The sequence below is a fragment of the Flavobacterium sp. genome (assembly GCF_024710485.1).
GTDB lineage: Bacteria > Bacteroidota > Bacteroidia > Flavobacteriales > Flavobacteriaceae > Flavobacterium.
On sequence record NZ_JANJUQ010000024.1, the window covers coordinates 13,684 to 37,375 of the forward strand.

At 38.5% G+C, this 23,692-nt stretch carries 24 protein-coding genes and 1 tRNA gene; 12 read left to right on the top strand and 13 right to left on the bottom strand.

Translation table 11 applies throughout. From position 1 onward, the window contains the following. The first annotated feature begins 3 nt into the window (after positions 1 to 3). The gene (locus Q0M21_RS05970; protein ID WP_295335649.1) at positions 4 to 1,029 is read left to right on the top strand and encodes a low specificity L-threonine aldolase; all 1,026 of its coding nucleotides are present in this window, start codon (positions 4 to 6) and stop codon (positions 1,027 to 1,029) included. A 129-nt stretch (positions 1,030 to 1,158) separates the two neighbouring features. Here Q0M21_RS05970 and Q0M21_RS05975 read toward each other — a convergent pair whose 3' ends face one another. Next, positions 1,159 to 1,482: a YbaB/EbfC family nucleoid-associated protein gene (locus Q0M21_RS05975; protein WP_295335652.1), complete on the bottom strand. Its 324-nt coding sequence runs from the start codon at positions 1,480 to 1,482 to the stop codon at positions 1,159 to 1,161. A gap of 129 nt (positions 1,483 to 1,611) precedes the next feature. Between Q0M21_RS05975 and Q0M21_RS05980 the strand changes: the two genes are divergently transcribed. Together Q0M21_RS05980 and Q0M21_RS05985 are read left to right on the top strand one after the other, a co-directional pair. Beyond that, the gene (locus Q0M21_RS05980) at positions 1,612 to 3,672 is read left to right on the top strand and encodes a S9 family peptidase (protein WP_295335654.1); all 2,061 of its coding nucleotides are present in this window, start codon (positions 1,612 to 1,614) and stop codon (positions 3,670 to 3,672) included. A gap of 80 nt (positions 3,673 to 3,752) precedes the next feature. Beyond that, on the top strand, positions 3,753 to 4,793 hold the full coding sequence (locus Q0M21_RS05985; RefSeq protein ID WP_295335657.1) for a PLP-dependent cysteine synthase family protein: 1,041 nt from the start codon (positions 3,753 to 3,755) through the stop codon (positions 4,791 to 4,793). Between the two features lie 240 nt (positions 4,794 to 5,033). Here the strand turns inward: Q0M21_RS05985 and Q0M21_RS05990 are convergent, their stop codons facing one another. The 5 genes from Q0M21_RS05990 to fahA all read right to left on the bottom strand — a co-directional run bounded on the left by Q0M21_RS05990 (position 5,034) and on the right by fahA (position 11,326). Continuing rightward, positions 5,034 to 5,747: a YebC/PmpR family DNA-binding transcriptional regulator gene (locus Q0M21_RS05990; protein ID WP_295335659.1), complete on the bottom strand. Its 714-nt coding sequence runs from the start codon at positions 5,745 to 5,747 to the stop codon at positions 5,034 to 5,036. Positions 5,748 to 5,823: 76 nt separating this feature from the next. Then, on the bottom strand, positions 5,824 to 6,858 hold the full coding sequence (locus Q0M21_RS05995) for a hypothetical protein (protein ID WP_295335661.1): 1,035 nt from the start codon (positions 6,856 to 6,858) through the stop codon (positions 5,824 to 5,826). A 3-nt stretch (positions 6,859 to 6,861) separates the two neighbouring features. Further along, complete coding sequence (locus Q0M21_RS06000) at positions 6,862 to 8,889, bottom strand: S41 family peptidase (protein WP_295335664.1); 2,028 nt, start codon at positions 8,887 to 8,889, stop codon at positions 6,862 to 6,864. Between the two features lie 4 nt (positions 8,890 to 8,893). Continuing rightward, positions 8,894 to 9,976 carry a glycine cleavage system aminomethyltransferase GcvT gene (gene gcvT / locus Q0M21_RS06005; protein ID WP_295335667.1) on the bottom strand — a complete coding sequence of 361 codons (1,083 nt, stop codon included), beginning with the start codon at positions 9,974 to 9,976 and terminating at the stop codon, positions 8,894 to 8,896. A gap of 66 nt (positions 9,977 to 10,042) precedes the next feature. Next, a complete protein-coding gene (fahA, locus tag Q0M21_RS06010; protein ID WP_295335670.1) occupies positions 10,043 to 11,326 on the bottom strand; it encodes a fumarylacetoacetase in 1,284 nt (427 codons plus the stop codon). Between the two features lie 109 nt (positions 11,327 to 11,435). Between fahA and glyA the strand changes: the two genes are divergently transcribed. Continuing rightward, complete coding sequence (glyA, locus tag Q0M21_RS06015) at positions 11,436 to 12,710, top strand: serine hydroxymethyltransferase (RefSeq protein WP_295335673.1); 1,275 nt, start codon at positions 11,436 to 11,438, stop codon at positions 12,708 to 12,710. A gap of 68 nt (positions 12,711 to 12,778) precedes the next feature. Further along, positions 12,779 to 13,372, top strand: coding sequence for a tRNA-(ms[2]io[6]A)-hydroxylase (locus Q0M21_RS06020; RefSeq protein ID WP_295335676.1), 594 nt, complete (start codon positions 12,779 to 12,781; stop codon positions 13,370 to 13,372). On the opposite strand, the gene Q0M21_RS06025 is transcribed toward Q0M21_RS06020, so the two are convergent. Continuing rightward, positions 13,369 to 13,944, bottom strand: coding sequence for a pentapeptide repeat-containing protein (locus Q0M21_RS06025; protein WP_295335679.1), 576 nt, complete (start codon positions 13,942 to 13,944; stop codon positions 13,369 to 13,371). The two genes, Q0M21_RS06020 and Q0M21_RS06025, sit on opposite strands and share 4 nt — an antisense overlap. Before the next feature lie 163 nt (positions 13,945 to 14,107). On the opposite strand from Q0M21_RS06025, the gene Q0M21_RS06030 reads away from it, so the two are divergent. The 3 genes from Q0M21_RS06030 (at position 14,108) to Q0M21_RS06040 (ending at position 16,296) form a co-directional block, all read left to right on the top strand. Further along, positions 14,108 to 14,635 (top strand): NUDIX domain-containing protein, encoded by a 528-nt coding sequence (locus tag Q0M21_RS06030; RefSeq protein ID WP_295335682.1) that lies wholly within the window; start codon positions 14,108 to 14,110, stop codon positions 14,633 to 14,635. 64 nt (positions 14,636 to 14,699) lie between these two features. Continuing rightward, positions 14,700 to 16,115, top strand: a complete 1,416-nt coding sequence (locus tag Q0M21_RS06035) for an MATE family efflux transporter (RefSeq protein WP_295335685.1) — start codon at positions 14,700 to 14,702, stop codon at positions 16,113 to 16,115. 107 nt (positions 16,116 to 16,222) lie between these two features. Further along, positions 16,223 to 16,296, top strand: a tRNA-Arg gene (locus Q0M21_RS06040). 238 nt (positions 16,297 to 16,534) lie between these two features. Here Q0M21_RS06040 and Q0M21_RS06045 read toward each other — a convergent pair. The 6 genes from Q0M21_RS06045 to Q0M21_RS06070 form a co-directional block, all read right to left on the bottom strand. After that, on the bottom strand, positions 16,535 to 16,684 hold the full coding sequence (locus tag Q0M21_RS06045) for an SsrA-binding protein (protein WP_295335687.1): 150 nt from the start codon (positions 16,682 to 16,684) through the stop codon (positions 16,535 to 16,537). Positions 16,685 to 16,737: 53 nt separating this feature from the next. After that, the gene (locus Q0M21_RS06050; RefSeq protein ID WP_295335690.1) at positions 16,738 to 17,619 is read right to left on the bottom strand and encodes a hypothetical protein; all 882 of its coding nucleotides are present in this window, start codon (positions 17,617 to 17,619) and stop codon (positions 16,738 to 16,740) included. Between the two features lie 86 nt (positions 17,620 to 17,705). Beyond that, positions 17,706 to 18,668 carry a hypothetical protein gene (locus Q0M21_RS06055; RefSeq protein ID WP_295335692.1) on the bottom strand — a complete coding sequence of 321 codons (963 nt, stop codon included), beginning with the start codon at positions 18,666 to 18,668 and terminating at the stop codon, positions 17,706 to 17,708. A gap of 24 nt (positions 18,669 to 18,692) precedes the next feature. Further along, entirely contained in the window at positions 18,693 to 19,601 is a 909-nt protein-coding gene (locus tag Q0M21_RS06060) for a M56 family metallopeptidase (protein WP_295335695.1), read from the bottom strand. 1 nt (position 19,602) lies between these two features. Continuing rightward, positions 19,603 to 19,962 (bottom strand): BlaI/MecI/CopY family transcriptional regulator, encoded by a 360-nt coding sequence (locus tag Q0M21_RS06065; protein WP_295335697.1) that lies wholly within the window; start codon positions 19,960 to 19,962, stop codon positions 19,603 to 19,605. 133 nt (positions 19,963 to 20,095) lie between these two features. Next, on the bottom strand, positions 20,096 to 21,328 hold the full coding sequence (locus tag Q0M21_RS06070) for an MFS transporter (protein WP_295335699.1): 1,233 nt from the start codon (positions 21,326 to 21,328) through the stop codon (positions 20,096 to 20,098). 145 nt (positions 21,329 to 21,473) lie between these two features. Here Q0M21_RS06070 and Q0M21_RS06075 point away from each other — a divergent pair, with 145 nt between their 5' ends. The 4 genes from Q0M21_RS06075 to Q0M21_RS12355 form a co-directional block, all read left to right on the top strand. Further along, positions 21,474 to 22,061 carry a DUF1684 domain-containing protein gene (locus Q0M21_RS06075; protein WP_295335701.1) on the top strand — a complete coding sequence of 196 codons (588 nt, stop codon included), beginning with the start codon at positions 21,474 to 21,476 and terminating at the stop codon, positions 22,059 to 22,061. Beyond that, complete coding sequence (locus Q0M21_RS06080) at positions 22,061 to 22,705, top strand: TatD family hydrolase (protein WP_295335703.1); 645 nt, start codon at positions 22,061 to 22,063, stop codon at positions 22,703 to 22,705. The genes Q0M21_RS06075 and Q0M21_RS06080 overlap by 1 nt, the downstream gene beginning before the upstream one ends. Positions 22,706 to 22,798: 93 nt before the next feature. Next, positions 22,799 to 23,521, top strand: coding sequence for a tRNA threonylcarbamoyladenosine dehydratase (locus Q0M21_RS06085; protein ID WP_295335705.1), 723 nt, complete (start codon positions 22,799 to 22,801; stop codon positions 23,519 to 23,521). Then, the coding region (locus tag Q0M21_RS12355) for a DUF1648 domain-containing protein (RefSeq protein WP_367273711.1) at positions 23,522 to 23,692 on the top strand (171 nt) is incomplete at its 3' end.

Here is a 23,692-nt window from a genome sequence, read left to right on the forward strand (position 1 = left end):
CATATGGAAATAAATTTAATCAGCGATACCGTTACTAAACCTTCACCCGAAATGCTGCAAGCCATGTTCAACGCCAAAGTAGGTGACGACGTGTTCAAACAAGATCCAACGGTAAACGCCTTTGAGAAAATGGTAGCCGATTTGTTCGGGATGGAAGCCGCTTTGTTTTTCCCATCCGGAACCATGGCTAACCAAACGGCCATTAAATTAAATACCAATCCCGGCGATCAAATCATTTGCGATAAATGGTCCCACATCCATTTGTATGAAGCCGGTGGCGCTTCTTTTAATAGTGGTGTGAATTTCAATCTACTCGATGGTAACCGTGGTATGATTACGGCTGAGCAAGTCGCCTCAGGGATTAATGACCCCGAATTTTACCACGCGCCTTTAACTAAAATGGTCAGTATAGAAAATACCACCAACAAAGGAGGCGGCGCTTGCTATGACATAGCCGAATTGCAAAAAATCAAGCAAGTTTGTGTTGACAACAATCTCAAATACCATTTAGACGGCGCGCGTTTGTGGAATGCTTTAGTCGCCAAAAAACAGCATCCGAAACAATACGGTGTTTTGTTTGACACCATTTCGGTTTGCTTCTCCAAAGGCTTAGGTGCACCTATAGGTTCAGTCTTAGTGTCTGATGCCGAAACCATGCACAAAGCTTTGCGTATTCGAAAAATATTTGGTGGGAATATGCGCCAATCGGGTTATTTAGCCGCGGCTGGTATTTACGCGCTACAAAATAACATCAACCGCTTGGAAGACGATCATCGAAGAGCCAAGGAGCTAGGGCAACTATTGCAACAATTACCTTGGGTTGCCGCTGTGGCTCCAACAGAAACCAATATCGTGATTTTTGAAGTCAAAAAACCGCTGACCGAGAAGCAAGTCATCGACACCTTAAAAGCTAAAGGCATTCTAATCAGTTCCATGGGACAAGGCAAATTACGCATGGTAACGCACCTTGATTACAAACAAGTTTTACACGAATATGTGTTGGAAAATTTGGGCAAAGTCAGTTTCTAAGGCTGGAATTATTTGCCCAAGTGTATAAATCCATATCGCTATTGTAATTACCGGAGTAAACCCACCTGTAGCCTCGAAATAAAACATTTCTTTTCAGGTTACTCTACAGGTAGATAATAGGTTTTATAATTATTTAAATAAATCCATACCCGGAATATTCGGCATGCCCTCTTTAGCAACCGCGGCGAGTTCGGCTTCGTTGACATTGGTAGCCTTTTCAATAGCTTTGTTCAAGACTAAAATCAGGTAATCTTCCAATTGTTCTTTATCTTCCAACAGACTATCATCTATACTAATAGAGCGGATTTTACGATTAGCGGTAATAGTGACATTCAATAAGTTATCATTACTTTTTTCATCTATCAATACGCTGTCTAAACGTTGTTTAGTGGCTTCAATTTTTTGTTGGGTTTCTTTAAGTTTACCCATCATGTTCATCATGTCTCCAAACATAAGTAGTCATTTAAATTAAAGTGCTAAGGTAAGCAATACTGTTAATTTCTAAGTGCATAACTTCCGAAGTTTTGTTAAAGTTATGCAGGCATAATACTTATTTTTGTTGATTATAATTTTAAGATACTAATGTCAAAATCCATACAGCCGCCTAAAGCGAAAATACTTCCTAAAGTACTCGAAAAGCACGGCCATTGTAGAACCGATAATTACTATTGGCTAAATGAAAGAGAGAATCCGGAAGTTATTGCGTATTTGAATGCGGAAAACGAATACTACCAAAAATCAACTGCCCATACCAAAGATTTTCAAAACAGTTTGTTTGAGGAAATGAAAGCCCGAATCAAGGAAGATGATGAATCGGTGCCGTATTTTTATAATGGCTATTATTACATTACTCGTTTTGAAAAAGGGAAGGATTACCCAATCCATTCCCGAAAAAAAGGCAGTTTGGAAGCGCCCGAGGAAATCATATTTGACTGTAACGAAATGGCCAAAGGACATGCTTATTTTAACTTGGCAGGTTTGAGTGTTAGTGAAGATAATGTTTGGGCCAGTTTTGGTATCGATACCGTTTCCAGAAGACAATACACCATACAAATTAAGAATCTGAAAACCGGAGAAATACTACCGGTTAAAATAGAAAACACTACCGGAGGCGCGACCTGGGCGAGTGACAACCAAACCTTATTTTATTCGCGCAAAGACGAGCAAACACTGCGTCCCGATAAAATTTACAAGCACAAACTAGGGACAACTCCCGATAAAGACAAATTGGTTTTCTTTGAAAAAGATGAAACCTTTGATGTTTCGGTTTATAAATCCAAATCGAAAAAATACATCATTATCAATTCTAATAGTACCATGACCACGGAATATCGCATGGTATTGTCGGCTACACCGAATGCTAAATTTACGGTTTTCCAAAAACGAACTCGTGGTTTGGAGTATTCGATGTCACATTTCGGAGATCATTTTTACATCGTTACCAATAAAGACAAAGCCACCAACTTCAAATTAATGAAAACGTCGGAAAACGCAACAGGGAAAGAAAATTGGGTTGATGTGATTCCGCACCGCGAGGATGTTTTATTAGAAGATATTGATATTTTTAAAGACTATTTGGTGGTTACTGAACGTTATAATGGGCTGAATCAAATTCGAATTATGCCGTGGAATGGGAAAGGAGATTACTATTTGCCGTTTGACAGCGAAACCTTTACGGCTTACACAACTACCAATTTAGATTTTGATACGGAAATATTGCGTTATGCATTCCAATCTTTGGCAACACCTTCGTCTGTAATTGACTTTAACATGCGAACAAAAGCCAAAACGGTTTTGAAAGAACAAGAAGTTGTAGGCGGTACTTTTGATAAAAACAATTACACAGAAGAACGCGTTTGGGCTACCGCACAAGACGGAACGCAAGTGCCTATTTCAATGGTATATCGCAAAGGATTGCAGAAAAACGGAAACAATCCAACTTTGTTGTATGCTTACGGTTCGTATGGTGTAACTATGGACTGCTATTTTTCAACCGTTCGATTGAGTTTATTAGACAGAGGTTTTATTTATGCTATTGCGCACGTTCGTGGCGGGGAAGACTTGGGTCGACCTTGGTACGAAAACGGCAAACTGCTGAAAAAGAAAAACACCTTTACGGATTTTATCGATTGTTCGAAATTTTTGATTGCGCAACATTATACTTCAAGCCAGCATTTGTATGCAGAAGGTGGTTCGGCGGGTGGTCTTTTAATGGGCGCAATCATTAACATGGCACCATCGTTGTACAACGGAGTCATAGCACAAGTACCTTTTGTAGATGTGGTAACAACCATGTTGGACGACAGTATCCCGCTCACCACCGGTGAATATGACGAATGGGGTAATCCGAATGTGAAAAAGTATTACAATTATATGTTATCATATTCGCCATATGACAATGTTACGGCTCAGGCGTATCCGCATATGTATGTGTCAACGGGTTTACACGATTCCCAAGTGCAATATTGGGAGCCGGCCAAATGGGTGGCCAAGCTCAGAGTGTTGAAAACAGACGACAATCAATTGTACTTAGATACCAACATGGATGCGGGACATGGCGGTGCTTCGGGAAGGTTTGAAGCCATTAAGGAAATCGCCAAAGAATACAGTTTTTTATTAGATTTAGAAGGAATAAAAAGATAGTTTAAAATATTTTATTAAATTTGCAACGTTTGGAAGTCTGTAAAAATGGCTTCATAACTACGCCTTGACTAATTTATTTTATGAAAGAAGATATAAAAGCTTACGATAATGTACTGAGTTTAATAGGGAATACACCGTTAATTAAACTTAACAGAATCACAGAATCTTTACCGGGAAATTTCTACGCTAAGGTTGAAGCTTTCAACCCTGGACACTCCACTAAAGACAGAATTGCATTATATATTATTGAAGAAGCTGAGAGACAAGGGATTTTAACTCCCGGCGATACCATTATCGAAACTACTTCAGGTAATACCGGTTTTAGTTTGGCTATGGTGAGCATCATTAAAGGATACAGCTGTATTTTAGCTGTAAGCTCAAAATCGTCTAAAGATAAAATAGACATGTTGCGCAGTTTGGGTGCTAAGGTATATGTTTGTCCGGCTCATGTTTCTGCTGATGATGAGCGTTCTTACTACAATGTAGCCAAGCGTTTGCACGAAGAAACCAAAGGTTCGGTTTACATTAATCAGTATTTCAATCAATTGAATATTGATGCACATTATAAAACTACCGGTCCTGAAATTTGGGAACAAACGAATGGAAAAATCACCCATTTAGTGGCTTGTAGCGGAACAGGCGGAACCATTTCCGGAGCAGCTAAATTTTTAAAAGAAAAAAATCCGAATATCCGAATTTTAGGCGTTGACGCTTTTGGTTCAGTATTGAAAAAATACCACGAAACCAAAGAGTTTGATGCCAACGAAATTTATCCGTACCGCATTGAAGGTTTAGGAAAAAACCTGATACCGACGGCTACCGATTTTGATTCGATAGACCACTTTATGAAAGTGACCGACGAAGAAAGTGCACACACTACCCGTGAGATTGCCAAGAAAGAAGGGTTGTTTGTGGGTTATACTTCCGGAGCGGTGATGCAAGCCATCAGACAATATGCTGAAGAAGGTGAATTTAACGAAAACAGTAATGTTATTGCTATCTTCCCGGACCACGGTTCTCGTTATATGAGCAAAGTATTTAGTGATGAGTGGATGAACGAGCAAGGTTTCTTTGACAGTGTTAATGTAGAAGAAGCGCAAAAAGTAGAATTTATCAAGTAGGATTAAGATTTAAGCCTTAAGATATTGAAAACGCTGAGCTTTTGCTTGGCGTTTTTTTTATACACCATTGATAAAGTTCTATAGAAGCAGCTAAGTGAATTTAGCCCCGATAGTAGCGAGCTACCGTGTAGCGCGGATAGCGGGAGCAGGGTTTTAAAAAATGATTATGGTGCTGCTCCTAAAACCAAAAATCGCCAAGCAAAAGCTCAGCGATTTATATATAATTTTTAATTTCGAATATTACTCTTTCATGGTGTGGTAAACGTTCATCACGTCGTCGTCTTCCTCAATTTTTTCCAATAGTTTTTCAACATCGGCTATTTGCTCTTCGGTCAACTCTTTGGTGATTTGCGGAATTCTCTCGAAACCGGATGATAAAATTTCCAAACCGCGGTTTTCCAATTCTTTTTGGATGGCACCGAAGCTTTCGAAAGGCGCGTACATGACGATACCGTCTTCTTCATCGGCAAAAATTTCTTCTACACCAAAATCAATCATTTCCAATTCTAATTCTTCTACATCTTGTCCGGCTGCCGGAATGCGGAAGTTACAAGTGTGATCGAACATGAATTCTACTGAACCTTGTGTTCCTAAAGTACCGTTACATTTGTTGAAGTAGCTGCGAATATTAGCTACTGTACGGTTATTGTTGTCGGTCGCCGTTTCGATTAGAACAGCAATCCCGTGAGGCGCATAACCTTCAAATAATACTTCTTTATAGTTGGCTGTATCTTTATCGGTAGCTTTTTTAATGGCGCGTTCAACGTTTTCCTTGGGCATATTGGCCGCTTTGGCATTTTGCATGACTGCTCTCAAACGCGAATTGGATTCCGGGTTTGGTCCGCCTTCTTTCACCGCCATCACGATATCTTTTCCGATGCGAGTAAACGCTTTGGCCATAGCAGCCCAACGTTTCATTTTTCTTCCTTTTCTAAATTCAAATGCTCTTCCCATTGCTGATAGAATTTGTTTTAATTTGAGTGCAAAAATAAAGTATTAATCGATTAATACAAATGATAGGTATTACAAATTATCCCATTGGAACATGTGCGGAAATGAAAGTATCGCCGGTAGCATTCCATTGGTTAATTAGGGTGTTTTTTTCTTGATAATTAGTATTGTTGATTTTATTGTAGGTGTCGATTTCTTTGTTAACCTGTTTCACCATGGCGTTGTAACTGTCAATTTCTTCTTTGGTTCGGTCTTTATCCGATTTGGATTCGAGTGATTTTTTAGCAGTTTCAAACTTTTCGTTGAACATCATAAAGTCAATTACTTTCGGTACAAATTGTTCTCCTTGTTTTTTGTAAAATTCTAAGGTTTTTTTGGTGATTAAAACCATTGAATTATCTGAGCCAAAAGGTTTAATTGCTTTTAGTTTTTCCAAACCTTCGTTGGCATATTGCACCAAAGTGGCTGCATTTTGTTGGATGCCGGCAATGTCGTTCTTCTGTATGGCATTGGACAAATACAAATCGGTTATGTTGGTTTTAAAGAAAATCAGATAAAGTTCCGTATGGTAAGCGAAAACATCGTTGGAGATTTTGATTTTTTTACCTAATTCACTCGTGTTTTCCGATAATTTGATGTTGTATTTGGTACAGAAATTCTTTTGGGCTAATTCGGCTTTCTCGTTTTCGGCATCAATCTTTTTGTTGACCAAATCGCGTGTCATGATATAGGCTTCCATGGCGTCATAAGATTGTTCGGCCACTTCCTGCATGTTGATAATCTTATCGTATTCTTCGTTGATGTTTTTCTCCGAAATTGCCAAATATTCCAAAATTTGGTTTCGGTATTCGATATCACCTTGGTAACCGTCTTTTAAAGCAGCGATTTTTTTTGCGGCAGTTTGGATGCTCTTAACCAATAATTTACGGGTATTGTCTATGCGGCGTGCACTTTTGGAATGGGCTACGGCCGAAGTGTATTTCCACATGCTTTTGGAAATGTTTTCTTGTTCTTTTCCGATGTAGTTCAGGTATTCCACCGGATTTTTGAATTCTTGGGCGTTCACACTAATACTGAAACAAAACAGTGCGACAATAAGCAGACAGTTTTTCATAAATTAAGGTTTAAGGTTAAGGCTGTCGTGCAAGATTTGCAACGCTTCAGCGATATGATAATTTTGTTTGATGGTTTTACTTCTCTCGAGGTTGGTGCTTTTTAAATACTCGTCGAATTGCTGATTTTCAAGATCGATGGAATTTTGTACGATAGAAATTTCTTGCTCTTGTTCTCCTGTATTTTTGATGTTTTTCCAAAGCGAATTAATTTTATTTACATCATCAAAAACTGCTGAAAACTGCAGGGTAATAGGAGGTAAGTCGTTCTCAAACAAAGGATTGATTTTAGCGTTGAGTTCGTTAATTTGTTTGGCATAAGTATTATTTTGAATGCGAGTCTGACTCGATTGGATTATTTTCGATTTCAATCCATCGTCTGGCAAACGATTGTATTTTAAAGTGATGGTGAGAACATCGTTTTTTAGCGCTGTTTTGTTATGGTCTTCTCGCGGCATTTGTTTGTCGAATAAAAGCGGAATTTCGACATCGGGCGTTATACCTATATATTGATTGCTCTTTCCGGTGATGCGGTAAAATTTTTCGAGTGTAAGCTTTACGAACTCCTGGTTTTTATTATCGATGGGAATAATGCGTTGCATGGAAGCTTTGCCTTGAGAGCGATTCCCTACAATCAGGGCTCGGTTGTAATCTTGCATGGCGTTGGCAAAAAATTCGCTGGCCGATGCCGAGAAGCCGTTAATCATCACGATCATCGGACCGTTGTAAATGGTGCCGCGATTTTGGTCTTTGAGGATTTCTCTTTTTTGTTTTCCGTCGCTCATTACGGCTAGCGGACCAACATCAATAAAAAGACCGCTCAATCGAATAGCTTCTTCCATCGAACCGCCACCGTTGTTTTGGATGTCGATTATAATTCCGCTAACACCATCTTCTTTAAGTTTATAAACCTCTTTGGCTACATCATTACTTACACTGGATTTTCCGTTTTCGAAAGTAGCATAAAAACTCGGAATTCGGATATAACCAAAATAATCATTGCCTTTTTTGAGCTTGAAACTGTATACGTTGTTCTGATAGTCTTTCATGACTTTTTTGTTCAGTCGAACGCTGTAAATCTCGCCGCTCTTTTTTCGAAAAGTGAAGTCGGCAGAAGTATATTCTTTAGAGCTGATAATTTCTTCTATTTTCTTCATCGACGAACAGGCAATATGGTACTCGTTATTTTGATGAACCACTTTTAGTAGCTGATCGCCCTTGTCTATTTTTTCGGTGAAATATGCCGAACTTCCGGGAATAATTTCTTCTACTGTAACTTCATCTTTTTCCGTCATAGCTATGTAAAAGCCAAACGTCATATTGTCGGAACTTACATTGGCGTAAAAGGAAGATTTGTCGCTCTCCGAGAAAAAATCGGTGTGCGGATCAAAGTAGGAGCAGAAGGTACTGAAAAACAAACTGTAGAATTCGCTTTTGGTTAAAGTGTAACTTTCGATTTTACATTCGTATTTCTCAAATACTTTGGTTTTACTTTCACTGGCCAACTTATCGAAGTGCTGGGTAAGTGAATCTTTATTGGTACTTAATTCGGCAACGTCTCGCAAAACATTAAATAACAGTCTTTTTTTGTAAAGATGTTGCAGCTCCTTTTCGTCTTTGGCATACGGAAAAGCATTGCGGGAAAATTGTACTTGTTCTGAACTGCTCAACGGAAACGGTTCCTTTTTGATGGTCTCCAAAAGTCTTTTGTATCGCGCTGTGGTGTTGGTGTAAGCCGAATAAAAGTTTTCTAAAAAGGAACAAGAATTGTTGTTGATGTAATCGTCAATTTGGTATTGGTGCTTTTCGAGCACTTTGATTTCGGATGCGATAAATAATCTATTGTCTTCATCCAGGCGACTCAAAAAAGTTTTAAAAACATAAACCGATAAACTGTCGTCTATCGGTTTAGGCTTATAGTGATAATCCTGTATGAGTTTGTTAATCTTTGATAGGGTTTCACAAGGATTCTTTTCGGTTTGCCCAAAGAGAAAGAGAGGAAAAACTAAAAAAGCAACTAAGGATTTGTTCACATTATTATTTTTTGTAGAAAGGCATTTTAACTACTTTAGCCTTTACTTTATTATTTCTGATTTGGATGAAGATTTCCGAGTCAACTGCAGCAAACTCTGTAGCTACATAACCCATGCCGATTCCTTTACCTAACGATGGCGCCATAGTTCCGGAAGTTACGATACCGATATTATTCCCGTTAGCATCCACAATTTCGTAATCGTGTCTTGGAATACCTCTTTCGATTAATTCAAAACCGATAAGTTTGCGAGTTACACCTGTTTCTTTTTGCTTTTTCAGGTTTTCTGAATTGGTGAATTCTTTGGTGAATTTGGTAATCCAACCCAAACCGGCTTCAATAGGTGAAGTGGTGTCGTTGATATCGTTACCATACAAGCAGAATCCCATTTCCAAACGAAGTGTATCGCGTGCTGCCAAGCCAATTGGTTTGATACCGAATGCGTCTCCGGCTTCAAAAACTTTATGCCAAACTTGTTCTACTTCTGAGTTCTTGCAATAGATTTCAAATCCGCCCGAACCGGTATAACCCGTAGCGGAGATGATTACATTGTCGATTCCGGCAAACGGTCCTACTTCAAAATGGTAATATTTAATAGCGGCTAAGTCAACACTGGTTAAGGATTGCATAGCTTCCACGGCTTTTGGTCCTTGAATAGCCAACAATGAATAATCGTCGGACAAGTTGAGCATGTTAACCCCTAAATCGTTGTGTGATGCAATCCAGTTCCAATCTTTGTCGATATTAGAAGCATTGACAACCAATAAATATTGGTCTTCTTTCATGCGGTAAACGATTAAATCGTCAACAATTCCACCTTCATTATTCGGCAAGCAAGAATATTGTGCACGACCAATTTCCAAAACCGAAGCGTCGTTTGAAGTCACTTTTTGGATTAGTGCCAAAGCGTTTTCACCGGTTAGTAAAAATTCTCCCATGTGAGAAACGTCAAAAACACCTACTCCGTTTCTTACCGTTTCATGTTCGGCATTCACACCTTCATATTGTACCGGCATATTGTATCCGGCAAACGGGACCATTTTAGCACCTAATTTTTCATGAACGTGTGTTAAAGCTGTATTTTTCATTATGAATTAAATTGTGTTGTTGTTTGTTTTAAATTTTGAAATTGAGATTGTCATTGAAATTGTAAACTATTTTCTAACGAACGGCGGTAAAAGTTTAGTACTCACTTCACCAAAACCAATACGAACCGAACTGTTTTGACAATGGCCTTTGATGGTTACCGTATCATTATCATTAATAAATTTACGCTCAGTGCCGTCGCTCATGATTAATGGATTTTTGCCTCCCCAAGTCAGCTCCAACATCGAACCGAAACTGTCAGGTGTTGGTCCCGAAATGGTTCCCGAACCCATCATATCTCCCGAGTTCACACGGCAACCGTTGGAAGTATGATGCGCTAATTGTTGTGACATTGACCAATACATGTATTTGAAATTGGATTTGGAAACCAAAGTCGGCTCAGCGTTTTCAGGTTCAATGTAAACTTCCAAGTTGATATCGAAAGCGTGTTTTCCTTTTTGTTGTAAATAGGGCAGTGGTGTTGGTTCCTGTACCGGACCTTTGCATCGGAAAGGTTCTAAAGCATCCATCGTTACAATCCAAGGTGAAATGGAAGACGCAAAGTTTTTGGCTAAGAATGGTCCGAGTGGTACATATTCCCATTTTTGAATGTCGCGCGCACTCCAGTCATTGAGTAAAACCATTCCAAAAATGTAATCCTCGGCTTCATTAACCGGAATATTTTCTCCCATGATGTTGGCATCGGTGGTGATAAAAGCTGTTTCCAATTCGAAATCGACTAAGCGCGATGGACCGAAAACCGGTGTCGTTTCGCCATTAGGTAAAGTTTGTCCCATAGGTCTGTGAACCGGAATGCCCGATGGAATGATCGTGGAACTTCTACCGTGATAGCCAACGGGAATGTGCAACCAGTTTGGCAACAAAGCATTCGCCGGGTCGCGGAACATTTTACCTACATTGGTGGCGTGTTCTTTACTAGAGTAAAAATCAGTGTAATCGCCAATTAAAACCGGCAATTGCATTTCTACTTCATCCATGGTGAAAATGACAATTTCTCTATGTTCCGGATTGTCTCTAAGTTTTGGATTGTTGCTGTCGAAAATATCACCGATGCGATTTCGCACCAAACGCCAAGTTTTTTTGCCGTCGGAAATAAAATCATTTAAGGTATCTTGCATGAACATGTCATCGGTCAAATCAATGCCTTCAAAATAGTTTAGTTGTTGCAAAGCACCTAAGTCGATGGCATAGTCTCCAATTCTGGTTCCGATGGTAATGACATCATCTTTGGTTAAAAAAACACCGAACGGAATATTTTGGATAGGGAAGTCACTGTTCTCTGGAACGTTAAGCCATGATTTTCGATTGGGATCGTTGGTTGAATTTGGCATGATGCTGTTGATTTAGTTGTTGAAAAATTAGCAATCAAATATATCATTAACTATTAATTTAACAAACGATTTTCGTAATTTTGACCTCAATTTAACGAAATATATTGAAATGCAACGCGACGAACAAATTTTTGACTTAATCCTTGAAGAACAAGACAGACAAATTCAGGGAATTGAACTTATTGCTTCTGAGAACTTTGTGAGTGATCAAGTAATGGAAGCTGCCGGTTCTGTACTAACTAATAAGTATGCGGAAGGCTATCCCGGAAAGCGATATTATGGAGGCTGTGAAGTAGTGGATGTTATTGAGCAAATTGCCATCGACAGAGCCAAAGCTTTGTTTGGTGCAGAATACGCCAACGTGCAACCTCACTCAGGTTCTCAAGCCAATACTGCTGTTTTTGCTGCTTGTTTGAAACCGGGTGATAAAATTCTGGGATTCGATTTGTCACACGGTGGTCACTTAACGCACGGTTCACCGGTAAATTTCTCCGGAAAATTGTACAATCCTGTATTTTACGGAGTAGAAAAAGAAACCGGAGTGTTGAACTATGACAAGATTCAGGAAATTGCCACTAAAGAGCAACCTAAAATGATTATAGCAGGTGCTTCGGCGTATTCCCGTGACATGGATTTTAAACGTTTCCGTGAAATCGCGGACAGCGTTGGGGCTTTGTTATTGGCCGATATTTCGCATCCTGCCGGTTTAATTGCCAAGGGGTTGATGAACGATCCGATTCCACATTGTCATATCGTAACTACAACTACGCACAAAACCTTACGCGGACCAAGAGGCGGAATGATTATGATGGGGAAAGATTTCGAAAATCCGTGGGGATTAACTACGCCTAAGGGAGAAATCAGAATGATGTCGCATGTTTTGGATATGTCGGTTTTCCCGGGTAACCAAGGCGGACCGTTAGAGCATATTATTGCCGCTAAAGCAGTTGCTTTTGGAGAAGCTTTATCAGACGAGTTCTTTACTTACGCTTTACAAGTACAAAAAAATGCCAAAGCCATGGCGGAGGCCTTTGTAAAAAGAGGTTATAATCTAATATCAGGTGGAACGGATAATCATATGATGTTAATCGATTTGAGAAACAAAAACATCACCGGGAAAGATGCTGAAATCGCTTTAGGCAAAGCTGAAATTACTGTAAACAAAAATATGGTGCCTTTCGACGATAAATCACCATTTGTAACTTCCGGAATTCGTGTCGGAACGCCTGCTATTACCACGCGTGGTTTGGTGGAAAGCGATATGGAAACTATAGTAGATTTAATAGACCGCGTAATCAACAATGCTACTAACGATGATTTGTTAGAAGAAATTGCAGACGAAGTCAATGAAATGATGAGCGAAAGAGCGATTTTCGTTTATTAAAAACACATTACAATCTTTATAATTAAAACCTTCAAGAGCAATTTTGAAGGTTTTTTTAAGTTACAGTTATGTCAGTACTAAAATTAAAATTGCCAACCGACCCCAGATGGGTTAATATAGTAGAAACGAACATTGGTGAAATTCTCAGTGATCATGCATGGTGCGAACAAAAAGCAGCCACAAATGCTATCAATCTGATCATCAATAATTCTGAAAAGGAAGATTTAGTTACGGCCATGTTGGCCATCTCCATAGAAGAAATGGAACATTTCAAAATGGTTCATGATATTATCAAAAAACGAGGCTTAGTATTGGAGCGTGAACGCAAAGACGATTATGTTAACGAATTGGCCAAGTATATGAAACAATCTTCAGATGGTAGCCGAGAAAGTGGATTAATAGAACGATTACTATTTGCCGCCATGATTGAAGCCAGAAGTTGTGAACGTTTCAAAGTATTATCAGAAAACATTAAAGATGCCGAACTGGCTAAGTTTTATCGTAATTTGATGGAAAGCGAGGCTTCACATTATACTACATTTATCAATTTTGCACGAAAGTATTCCGAAACAGTTAATGTAGAAAAACGATGGCAGGAATGGTTGGATTTTGAAGCCAAAGTGATTGCCAATTACGGGACCAAAGAAACGGTACATGGTTAATCCTTTACCACAATATCATATTTTTCCAACAATCCCTTCAAGCCATCCGTACTAAAGATGGCTTTTTTGATTTTGTTTTTTTCCGGATCAAACGCATATTCATAGCTGGTTGAGAAATCAGCTTTGTTGGCAATGGTGTCGATAAATACAGCTCTTCTCAAATTACAGTTATCGAATAAGACTTCGGTTAAATCACAACCCATAAAATCTACAGCTATCATACTGCAGTTGATGAATTGCATTTTGCGGAGCTTTAAAGCGTAAAACTTCGCATAATCCAGTAAACAATCCTTGAAGTGAAATTCATAAATTACTTGATCTGTCATGGCAAAATTGACATTGGTAAAATTGCATTTATTAAACCAAACGCCACGCAGCGAAACATAGTTGATTTTAGCATCTTTGAAATTGCAATCGAAAAAAGTACAATCGACAAACGAAATGGTTTTGAATGTGCAATTTGTAAAGTCGCAGTGGCGGAACGTACAATTCTCAAATTCTTTATATTGGGTATTGTCGTCGTCAAAAATGTCAAACTGAAATTCTTGATCCAAAATATAATCGGAAGCCATAATGGAAATTTTAGCGGTAAATCTACTAAATAAAACGCCAAATCTCAGCTTACGATTGTTGATAAAATTTAAGCGAGTATCTTCGTTTTTAAAGCAACTCACAAAAGATAATAGTACATTTGGTTGCCGCCAAAACAATAAAGTTTTCTCTAAAATTACCATCATGACAGTAGGTACCGCTTTTTTTAATTATTGTCCGAGTTGCAGCTCGACAAACTTTGAGTACATCAACAATTTCAAATTTTGTTGTAAGGATTGTGATTTTGTATTGTATCACAACATTGCGGCAGCCGTAGCACTGGTTTTTATATTCGAAGAGAAAATTTTGTTTACAGTCAGAAATGTTAATCCGGACAAGGGCAAGCTCGATTTACCGGGCGGTTTTATCGATCCCGGAGAAACTGCGGAACAAGCGGCTTGCAGAGAAATTGAAGAAGAGTTAGGGTATGAAATTAATCCGAGTGATTTGCGGTATGTAACTACTACTCCGAATGATTATTTGTATAAAAATGTAGCTTATCGAACGCTGGATATATTTTATGAATGTAAGTTGAGTTCAGATACTATTGCCGTAAAGGCCAAAGATGAAATTCAGGACTTGGTTTGGTTAAAGCGCAATGAAATTGTATTGGATGCCATCGGTTTTGTTTCTATCCGAAAGGTTATAAATGACCATTATCTTATAAATTAATAGTGATTTGACTTACTATTTCCTTTAAAAACTTATTTTTGATGACAATAATCCATCAATCATCATGTCAATTCATCAAAACAAAGTCATAAGACTTTTTCATTTAATCAAACAGTCGCTCAAAGGAGAAGAGCACGACTATACCCAAGGCAATGTAAAAACAGCGATTCTTTTATTGGCGATTCCAATGATTTTGGAATTGAGTTTAGAGTCGGTTTTTGCTGTAGTCGATATTTATTTTGTGGGACATTTGCCCAATGCCGATGTGGCAGTAGCTACAGTAGGTTTGACCGAAGCAGTGATTTCCTTGGTTTATACCATAGGAATAGGGTTAAGTGTTGGCGCCACAGCCATAGTAGCACGTAGAGTAGGAGAGAAAGATTTTACCGAAGCTTCTAAATCGGGTGCTCAAGCCATTTGGGTTTCTGTGTTGGTTTCGATAGCTGTAGCTTTAGCGGGAGTCTATTTTGCGGCTGATATTTTGACCTTAATGGGTGCGCAACCGGAAGTGATTTTCGAAGGTACCATTTTTGCTCAAATTATTTTTGCCAGTAGTCCGGCTATTATCTTATTGTTTTTAATCAACGGAATTTTCAGAGGCGCAGGCGATGCAGCCATGGCCATGCGAAGTTTGTGGTTGGCGAGTATCATCAATATTATTTTATGTCCGATTTTAATTTACGGTTACGGTCCTTTTCCCGAGCTAGGATTGAAAGGCGCTGCGATAGCAACGGCAGTAGGCAGAACTATAGGCGTTTTTTACCAGTGTTATCATTTGTTTTTCAAAAGCCGAACCATTACCATTTACCGTCAGTATTTCAAACCCAATTTTGAAATCATCAAATCGTTATTGACGATTTCTATGCCGGCCATGTTACAGTTTTTCATCCAAAGCGGAAGCTGGATAGTCCTAACTTACATTGTATCAATCACCGGCAGTACCGATGCGAGTGCCGGTTATCAGATAGCGATACGAAATGTGGTTTTCTTTATTCTACCGGCTTGGGGTTTGAGCAATGCGGCAGCCACTTTAGTAGGTCAGAATTTAGGCGCTCAGCAGCCGGAACGCGCCCAGCAAAGTGTGATGTTGACTACCAAATACAACGTGATTTTCATGAGTTTGGTGACTTTGCTTTTTGTGGTATTTTCTGAATGGATAATCAGTTTTTATACCGCTGACGAAGTTATATTGGCTTATGGAAGTAAAGCCTTGCGCATTATCGGATTAGGTTATGTTTTTTATGGTATCGGAATGGTAATGATACAAGCATTAAACGGTGCCGGAGATACCCAAACTCCCACATGGATTAATGTTTTTTGTTTTTGGATGATACAAATTCCGTTAGCTTGGTTTTTGGCGGTTTATTCGGAACTGGGACCGGTTGGAGCGTTTATTGCTATTCCAACAGCCGAAACCGTATTGGCATTATTGGCTTATTATTTTTTCAAAAAAGGAAAATGGAAGGCAGTTAAAGTGTAGTAGCTTTAATAACCAGTCAGTTGCAAATTTTTGTCATCTTTTTTAATTTTTAAATCATTTTTGATTTGCAAGTTTATCAAATATGTCTATATTTGCACCCACAAAAAGGCCTCGTGGCGCAACTGAATAGCGCATCTGATTACGGCTCAGAAGGTTACAGGTTTGAATCCTGTCGAGGTCACGAATAAATGCTATAAAATAAAAAAAAATGACAAGCTCGCTTGATCATTTTTTTGTTTTATAGGATTTTCAAAGTGGAGCTTTGCCAGGATATGTAATCCTGTTTAATTTAAGTTATTGTTGGACGAACGATAAAATGACAAGCACGCTTGATCATTTTTTTTGTTTTATAGGATTTTCAATCCCGAAGCTTCGGGAGGAGCTTTGCAGGATATTTAATCCTGTTGAAAGTATCTTCTTTATTTATTCTTCTGCAGAGCCTTAGTAGTGACATAATACCGCCAAGCCAATATAGCCAATTGCCATTTCTTCGCTTTGGCCGGATCTAATCTTTGCTTGGTGAAGCTGGGTAAGAGGAGTTTATTTAGTTTAGCTAAGAGTTTGTACATGTCTTTGTATTTGGTACAAAAATAAAAAAAACCGCTTTAAGCGGTTTTCTCTTTTAAGCCTTTTGTGTTTTTAAACTCGATTTGGTTTTTTTGAGTTCTTTTCGGGCTTCTTCTAATTCTTTTTTGGCTTTTTCCAATTCTTTCTTGGAATCTTCTAAATCCTTGTCGGTTGACTCTTCATTTTCCAATTTATTGTGTTTCATCAACCGGTCAATTTGCTCTTGCATTTTTTTCATTTGCTCCGCGATATCGTCATTTCCGTTGAAATTAAAACCGGGAAATTCTCTTTTCGAAAACAAGTCGTTTTGGTTGTTTTTATGAATTTCATCTAATTCTTCTTGGGTATAGTCTTCGCCGCCTTCAATTACTTTTCCGTCTTCAATTACCAGCGGCTTTTTGTCATCTCTTAAGATTTTGATTCTGGATTTCGCTTGTCCGAAACCTTTACCGTCAGGCAATTTGAAATCAAATTTATCCACCGATAAGCTGTCATTATCGAAATTGAATTGGAAATTTTTCATAAAATCATCTCCCGAAAAACTGCTGATGAATGGGTTATTGCCAAAACCGTTTTCAGGTTCGCCGAATCCCACAGCTTCTCCTTGTTTATAGAACCTAATGGTTGGTATCGGTTTGGGCGAATTGTAACTCAAATTCCCTTTACTACCGCTTTGGTCTTCAAAAGCCACTTCTATAGCCGTAATCTCATTTTTATCATTACGCTTAATATTATTGTATTTGATGGTTACACCGTACGCTTTTAAAGCTTTAATATCGTCTTTCATTTCCTGCTCGGGTGTATTTTTGTTCCAAGTCATTACAACATTGTCTTTAGCTTTTTTATCGCTTAGAGAAAAGGATTGGCTCTTGGTTTGAGCTACAGTAAATAAAGAAGTTAACAACAACAGGGTTATCAGATTAAACAACTTTTTCATACAGTTTAAAAATTTATTGAATGGTTAAACGATTTTAATCAAACTTATAAACTTGTGTCATTCAAGCGGATGAGATTGACAAAATTTTAACTTTTTTGACTGGTCTTTTTCAAATCAGCTTTGGCTTTTTCCAATTCGGCTTTGGCCTTGATCATTTCTTCTTTGGCTTTCAGCATTTCTGCTTTGGCCTTTTCCATTTCGGCTTTTGCTTTTTCCATGTCGGGTTTTGACAATTCCATTTCACGACGCGCTCTTTCCATTTCAGGTCTGGCTTTTTCCATTTCCTCTCTGGCACGAAGCATTTCTTTACGTACAAGATCTCTGCTTTTGCTTAATTGTTTGCGTATTTCCGGTTTCATTCTTTGGATTTGGATTTGTGCGTTTTTCATAGCATTACTTCTGATTTTGGCAATGTCTTCACCATTGATGAAAACTTGTTTGTCTTCACCGTTGCCATCAGTTTCAATCTTGATATTAAATTCACCTTTAGCTTCCGCTTCCTCAATGGCTTTTTCAATTTCACTATCATCAGAAATCACTTTGCCGTTGATGATAACCAAAGGTTTTTGGACACCTTTGCGAATTAAGATATTGGCTTTATCCACACCGTGCCAAGCGAAAGCTTCCGGTAATTCGGGCATTTCGGGCATATCCGGGAATTCAGGATGTTCCGGCATTTCGAAATCGAAGTCAAAATTAAAATCACTCACCTCGGCCAAGCTATCGCCGTCAAAGTGGAACACAAAAGGTTCTTTATCATTCGTTTTCATTCCCGGAACATTGGCATAAACGCGCATTCCTCTTGGTTTGCCAAATCCGATTGCTTCCTCGTTTTTATAAAAATGAATAGGAGTAATAGGCTCGTTTCCGGCTACTTGTGATACCCCTTTGTTGCCTTTCTTGTCTTTGAACTCGACTTTAATTCCGGTAATCTCACCATTTTCATTGCGTTTGATTTTAGAATATTTCAAGGTTACACCGTGCTTTTCTTTTAAGCGTTGGGCTTCTCTTTTAAGATCAGCATCAGAGGTGTTTTTGTCAATTACCAAACGTACTTCTTCTTTAGGATTGGTTTAACTTAATACGGTATTACCCATTTTTTCTTGGGCAATGGTTTTGATTTGGAAAAGCAACACAAAACCGATTAAAACAGGTAGGATGATGGAATATTTCCAAGCATTTCTTTGTTGGGATTGATTGGTGTTTAACATAACGATTCGTTTTTTGATTAATGATTGATAAAAATTATTGGTAATTGAGAGGCAATTTTGATTAGAAATTGCTTTGAGTAATGCCATTTGATACACTTTAGGATTTTCCAATTGCTGTACGGCTTTGTGGTCGGCTATGTATTCCAAGTTTTGGATAATGGCCTTTTTGTAAAGCCAAACAAAAGGATTGAACCAAAAAATGATACAGAACAATTTGGCCACCATAACATCGAAGGAATGTTTTTCGCGACTGTGTACTTTTTCGTGTAACAGTATGCTTTGCAATTCTTCGGGTGTGTACAGTGAGGAATTGTAAACGATATAATTGAAAAATGAAAAAGGAGCTATATTTTGGTTTAAATCAACAAGGGTAAAATCTTCTTTCTTAGTTTTTTGCTGATTGTAAAGCATTCGAAACAATGAAGTGAAATTGATTACAATTCGGGCCAATAAAAACAAAGCAATGGCCAAATAACCAAACCAAACTAACGACATCCAATCGAAAGGTTCAGGAGTTGCAACTCGTGGTGTTGCCATCGTATTCTGAGAGGAATAGACCACTAAATCAGCTAACGCCATTTTAGGCTTTTCAACATAAACTACTCTGGTAATATTAAACCAAGGCAGTAGGAGCGCAGTAAACAAGCCGGTCAACAAAAACCAACGATTGCTGTTGAAAAAAGTCTCTTTGCGCACCAAAAAATGATAGGCCAAATAAAAAGCAGCTATCAGTGCGCTCGACTTTAATAGGTTGATGGACAAGGTTTCCATATCATTTCTTTTGTTCGATGATGGCTAAAATTTCTCTGAGTTCCTCGGCCGAAATTTTTTCTTCTTCTGCAAAAAAAGAAACCAAGTTTTTGTACGAGCTGTTGAAATAATTTTCAATCGCTGTATTCATAAATCGCTTTCTGTACTCTTCCATTTTTACGACAGGATAGTACTGGTGGGTATTGCCAAAAGCAGTATGCCCAACAAAACCTTTGTCTTCTAAATTTCTGATGATTGTAGAAAGTGTATTGTAGTGCGGTTGGTCTTCGGTGATTTCGGCTAAGACTTCTTTCACGAAAGCCTTTTTCAGCTTCCACAAAATTTGCATGATTTCTTCTTCCTTGTTGGTTAACTTTTGCATAGTTATGGTTTTAATCGTTTTATCAAATGGACAAAACAAACCTATAACTATTTTCGTAGTTACACAACTAAATTTATAGTTATTTAACTAAATTTTAAGTTTTAAAGCGAATTTACGTGATAAAGTAGTTGATTTACAATGGTTTGTTTTCAGCTTGGATGAGTTTGTATACCCAAAAGCCACAGGCTGTGCCCAGCAATCCGAATGCTCCCATGTAGAGCCAATTCATTTGGTAGCCATCGGTTTTATAGTATTCAATAATTTCCATTCCTACTTTGGCACTCAGGATGTGAGCCAAACTGAAACTCATGGTATAAATGGCCATATAGCGACCTTCGTGACCTTTGGGAGCGCGACTCAAAGCAACCGAATTCGAAAACGGGAAAGCAAACATTTCTGCAAAAGTCATAAACAACATCATGATGGTTAAAATGCCAACCCAAGTGTTGATAAGCATCAAAAACATGCTAATAGCCATGAGAAAACAACCTAAAGTAACCATCTTTACTTTATTGATATTCTTTCTCTCCACATAACTTACTATCGGCATTTCGCAAAAGAAAACCAATAGGCCGTTCATGGTGAGCAATAATCCGGTTTGGAATTCGGATAAATTAAATTGCTCTCGGTGGTAGAGTGGAATAGTGGTAAAAACTTGGAAAAATAATATCCCTGAAACCAAGCAAGTAAACAAAAACAGCCAAAACGGTTTGTCTTTAAAAACCGAATGGGTCAATATTTCTCCGGGATGTTCTTTGTCGGTAAAGGCTGATTTTTTCTTCTCTTTTACTTTGATCCAAAAAATGAGAATGGCTATAATGCAACTGAAACCATCGACCCAAAATAAGCCTTGGTAACCAATACTCATAATAATCAAACCACCCAAAGCCGGTCCGGCCGCGAAACCTAAATTAATCGCCAAACGCACTAATGTTAGCGCACGTGTACGGTTTTCGGGTTTGGCATAAGCGCCAATTGAGACAAACATCGCCGGTCGGTACATATCTGCTACGGTCATAATCAGGAACATACTGATACAAAGACCAATAAAACTGGTGACAAACTGTATGACAAAAAAAAGTAATCCGCTAGTGAGCAAACTGAAAATCATGATTTTGTAGAATCCGATTTTATCCGAGAGTTTACCGCCTAACCAAGAACCCAACATCGAGCCAATGCCGAAGCAAACCATAATCCAGCCGACTTGGCTGTAACTAAAACCTAAATCTTCTTTCAAATATTTTGACAGAAACGGTAGCACCATAGTACCGGCGCGATTGATAAAAGTAATCAGAGTGAGTATCCAAATTTCTCTGGAAAAACCTCGGAAGTTATTGATATAGCGTTGGAAAGCGATTGCGAGCATGAGGATTGATTTTCTCCGTTGCGCTCCGAACAAGTCGGTAATGCCTCGGGTGATGCAGTAAAGGTACGAAGTTCCTGCTTTTTGAAGTCAACAACTTTCTGAGTTTCCCAACATTTTTTGTGTTATTTTTGTTGAAAAGTGTCCGATGAAAAAACTACTTCCTTTTTTACTGTTAATGCATGTTTCTTTGGTGTTGTCTCAAGAAACCGCAGCCGAATTTCAAGCCAATCTCAACAAAGAATTTGCTACTCGTGAGGAAAGTCCGCTCACCGATGAAGATTTCAAAGTATTCCAATCGCTGGAATTTTATCCCATTGATGAGAAGTTTATAGTAGAGGCTAAATTTGTCAGAACACCTAAGGAAAAGGTTTTCAAAATGAAAACTTCTACCACTCGTTTACCCGAATACAAGAAGTATGGCGAATTGTTGTTCCAAATTGACGGAAAATCATTTAAGCTAAATGTTTACCAAAACATCGAATTGAGTAAAAAAGAAGGCTACGAAGATTATTTGTTTTTGCCATTTTCCGACCTGACTTGCGGAAAGGAAAGCTACATCGGCGGTCGTTATATAGACATGAGGATTCCGAAAACCAAAACAGTAACTATCGATTTTAACAAAGCTTACAATCCATATTGTGCTTACAATTATAAATATTCTTGTCCGATTGTGCCTTTGGAGAACGATTTGGCTATAGAAATTTTAGCAGGTGTGAAAAAATTCCACGACTAATGTTTTACAACTTACATACGCATCGCTTTACGAATAATCAGGAAATAACCGAATTGGTAAATCAATATCCTTGGGAGTTTGTTGCAGATATTCCGCAGTATTCCATCGGTATTCATCCTTGGTATATAGTCGAAAATCGAGTGGAAAGCGATTTGCATTTCATAGAGCAAAAGTTACAATTACCCGAATGTTGGGCATTGGGTGAATGTGGCTTAGACAAGCGAATCGACATCCCATTGACCTTGCAATCCGTAGTTTTTGAAAGACAAATTGCCTTGGCCGAAAAGTACCGTAAACCTTTAGTATTGCATTTGGTTGCGGCTTATCAGGAATTGATTGCCATTCATAAAAAGCGACCTATTAAAGTGCCTGTTATTTTACACGGATTTTCTAAAAATGAGGCAACAGCCAAGTCATTATTGGATTGTGGCTTTTATTTATCGTTTGGCAAATTCCTATTGCGCAATCCCGAATTAGCTTCAGTGTTCCGGTCGGTACCTAATGGTCGTTTCTTCTTAGAGACCGATACTATTGAAGAAACTTTGATGGAAGTCTACACTAAAGCGGCAGTAATTAAAAATCTTTCCTTAGCTGAATTACAACAACAAGTAGCAGCCAATTGGCAAAACGTTTTTAAGAAGTAAAACTGATTTTTAACATTTATAACGACTTTATTCAAACCTTATTTTTCCCTATTTTTGCAACTTTCAATTCAAAACTAACAATTCGTTATTAAAATGGCAAAGTGGCAAGAAAGAGCGGAGCTTTTATTTAAAGAAGAAGGATTAAATCGTTTAAAGAATGCCAATGTTTTGGTTGTTGGATTGGGTGGCGTAGGTTCGTTTGCCGCTGAATTTTTGGCCCGAGCCGGAGTAGGGAATATGACCATAGTTGATGGTGATGTAGTCGACATTACGAACATTAACCGACAATTACCGGCTTTGCATTCTACGGTAGGATTGCCCAAAGTCAGCTTGATGGCCGCACGTTTGATGGACATCAATCCGGAGTTGCATTTAACGCCCGTTCAAGAATTTCTCTCACCCGAAAGAGCTAAAGAAATAGTTACAGCCGATTTTGATTATGTTCTCGATTGTATCGACAGTGTAACGCCGAAATTGAATTTAATCATGGCGGCCAAGCGAAAAGGCGTAAAGGTTATTAGCAATATGGGAGCCGGTGGCAAGTATGACGCTTCTAAAGTGAAAGTGACCGATATCCGTAAAACCGATTATTGTCCGTTAGCTAAAGTGGTGCGAAAGCGTCTAAAAAAAGAAGGTATTTCGAGCGGCGTGAAAGTTGTTTATTCCTATGAAAGACCAGATGAAAGCAGTGTAAAAATGACAGATGGAACCAACTTTAAAAAATCGTTTTACGGGACCAACAGTTGGATGCCTTGTTTGTTTGGATTGCATGCGGCTGAAACCGTGGTAAAATATTTGCTTAAAAAAGAAAATTAAATGGCAACCTCAGACCGACCCATTCTAAAACTTCCCTTGACGCCTTTTGACCGAACTGTTGAAGTGTTAGGATTGTTAACGTTGATTGTTTTTTGGATTTTTACCATCAATTATTATGCGTTACTTCCTGAAATCATTCCAACCCATTTTGGCGGTGGCGGTAAACCCGAT

Bases quoted from the DNA above. Each gene is read 5' to 3' on its own strand.
- Q0M21_RS05970 (WP_295335649.1), top strand. From the start codon at position 4: ATGGAAATAAATTTAATCAGCGATACCGTTACTAAACCTTCACCCGAA.
- Q0M21_RS05975 (WP_295335652.1), bottom strand. From the start codon at position 1,482: ATGTTTGGAGACATGATGAACATGATGGGTAAACTTAAAGAAACCCAA.
- Q0M21_RS05980 (WP_295335654.1), top strand. From the start codon at position 1,612: ATGTCAAAATCCATACAGCCGCCTAAAGCGAAAATACTTCCTAAAGTA.
- Q0M21_RS05985 (WP_295335657.1), top strand. From the start codon at position 3,753: ATGAAAGAAGATATAAAAGCTTACGATAATGTACTGAGTTTAATAGGG.
- Q0M21_RS05990 (WP_295335659.1), bottom strand. From the start codon at position 5,747: ATGGGAAGAGCATTTGAATTTAGAAAAGGAAGAAAAATGAAACGTTGG.
- Q0M21_RS05995 (WP_295335661.1), bottom strand. From the start codon at position 6,858: ATGAAAAACTGTCTGCTTATTGTCGCACTGTTTTGTTTCAGTATTAGT.
- gcvT (WP_295335667.1), bottom strand. From the start codon at position 9,976: ATGAAAAATACAGCTTTAACACACGTTCATGAAAAATTAGGTGCTAAA.
- fahA (WP_295335670.1), bottom strand. From the start codon at position 11,326: ATGCCAAATTCAACCAACGATCCCAATCGAAAATCATGGCTTAACGTT.
- glyA (WP_295335673.1), top strand. From the start codon at position 11,436: ATGCAACGCGACGAACAAATTTTTGACTTAATCCTTGAAGAACAAGAC.
- Q0M21_RS06020 (WP_295335676.1), top strand. From the start codon at position 12,779: ATGTCAGTACTAAAATTAAAATTGCCAACCGACCCCAGATGGGTTAAT.
- Q0M21_RS06025 (WP_295335679.1), bottom strand. From the start codon at position 13,944: ATGGCTTCCGATTATATTTTGGATCAAGAATTTCAGTTTGACATTTTT.
- Q0M21_RS06030 (WP_295335682.1), top strand. From the start codon at position 14,108: ATGACAGTAGGTACCGCTTTTTTTAATTATTGTCCGAGTTGCAGCTCG.
- Q0M21_RS06035 (WP_295335685.1), top strand. From the start codon at position 14,700: ATGTCAATTCATCAAAACAAAGTCATAAGACTTTTTCATTTAATCAAA.
- Q0M21_RS06045 (WP_295335687.1), bottom strand. From the start codon at position 16,684: ATGTACAAACTCTTAGCTAAACTAAATAAACTCCTCTTACCCAGCTTC.
- Q0M21_RS06050 (WP_295335690.1), bottom strand. From the start codon at position 17,619: ATGAAAAAGTTGTTTAATCTGATAACCCTGTTGTTGTTAACTTCTTTA.
- Q0M21_RS06060 (WP_295335695.1), bottom strand. From the start codon at position 19,601: ATGGAAACCTTGTCCATCAACCTATTAAAGTCGAGCGCACTGATAGCT.
- Q0M21_RS06065 (WP_295335697.1), bottom strand. From the start codon at position 19,962: ATGCAAAAGTTAACCAACAAGGAAGAAGAAATCATGCAAATTTTGTGG.
- Q0M21_RS06070 (WP_295335699.1), bottom strand. From the start codon at position 21,328: ATGCTCGCAATCGCTTTCCAACGCTATATCAATAACTTCCGAGGTTTT.
- Q0M21_RS06075 (WP_295335701.1), top strand. From the start codon at position 21,474: ATGAAAAAACTACTTCCTTTTTTACTGTTAATGCATGTTTCTTTGGTG.
- Q0M21_RS06080 (WP_295335703.1), top strand. From the start codon at position 22,061: ATGTTTTACAACTTACATACGCATCGCTTTACGAATAATCAGGAAATA.
- Q0M21_RS06085 (WP_295335705.1), top strand. From the start codon at position 22,799: ATGGCAAAGTGGCAAGAAAGAGCGGAGCTTTTATTTAAAGAAGAAGGA.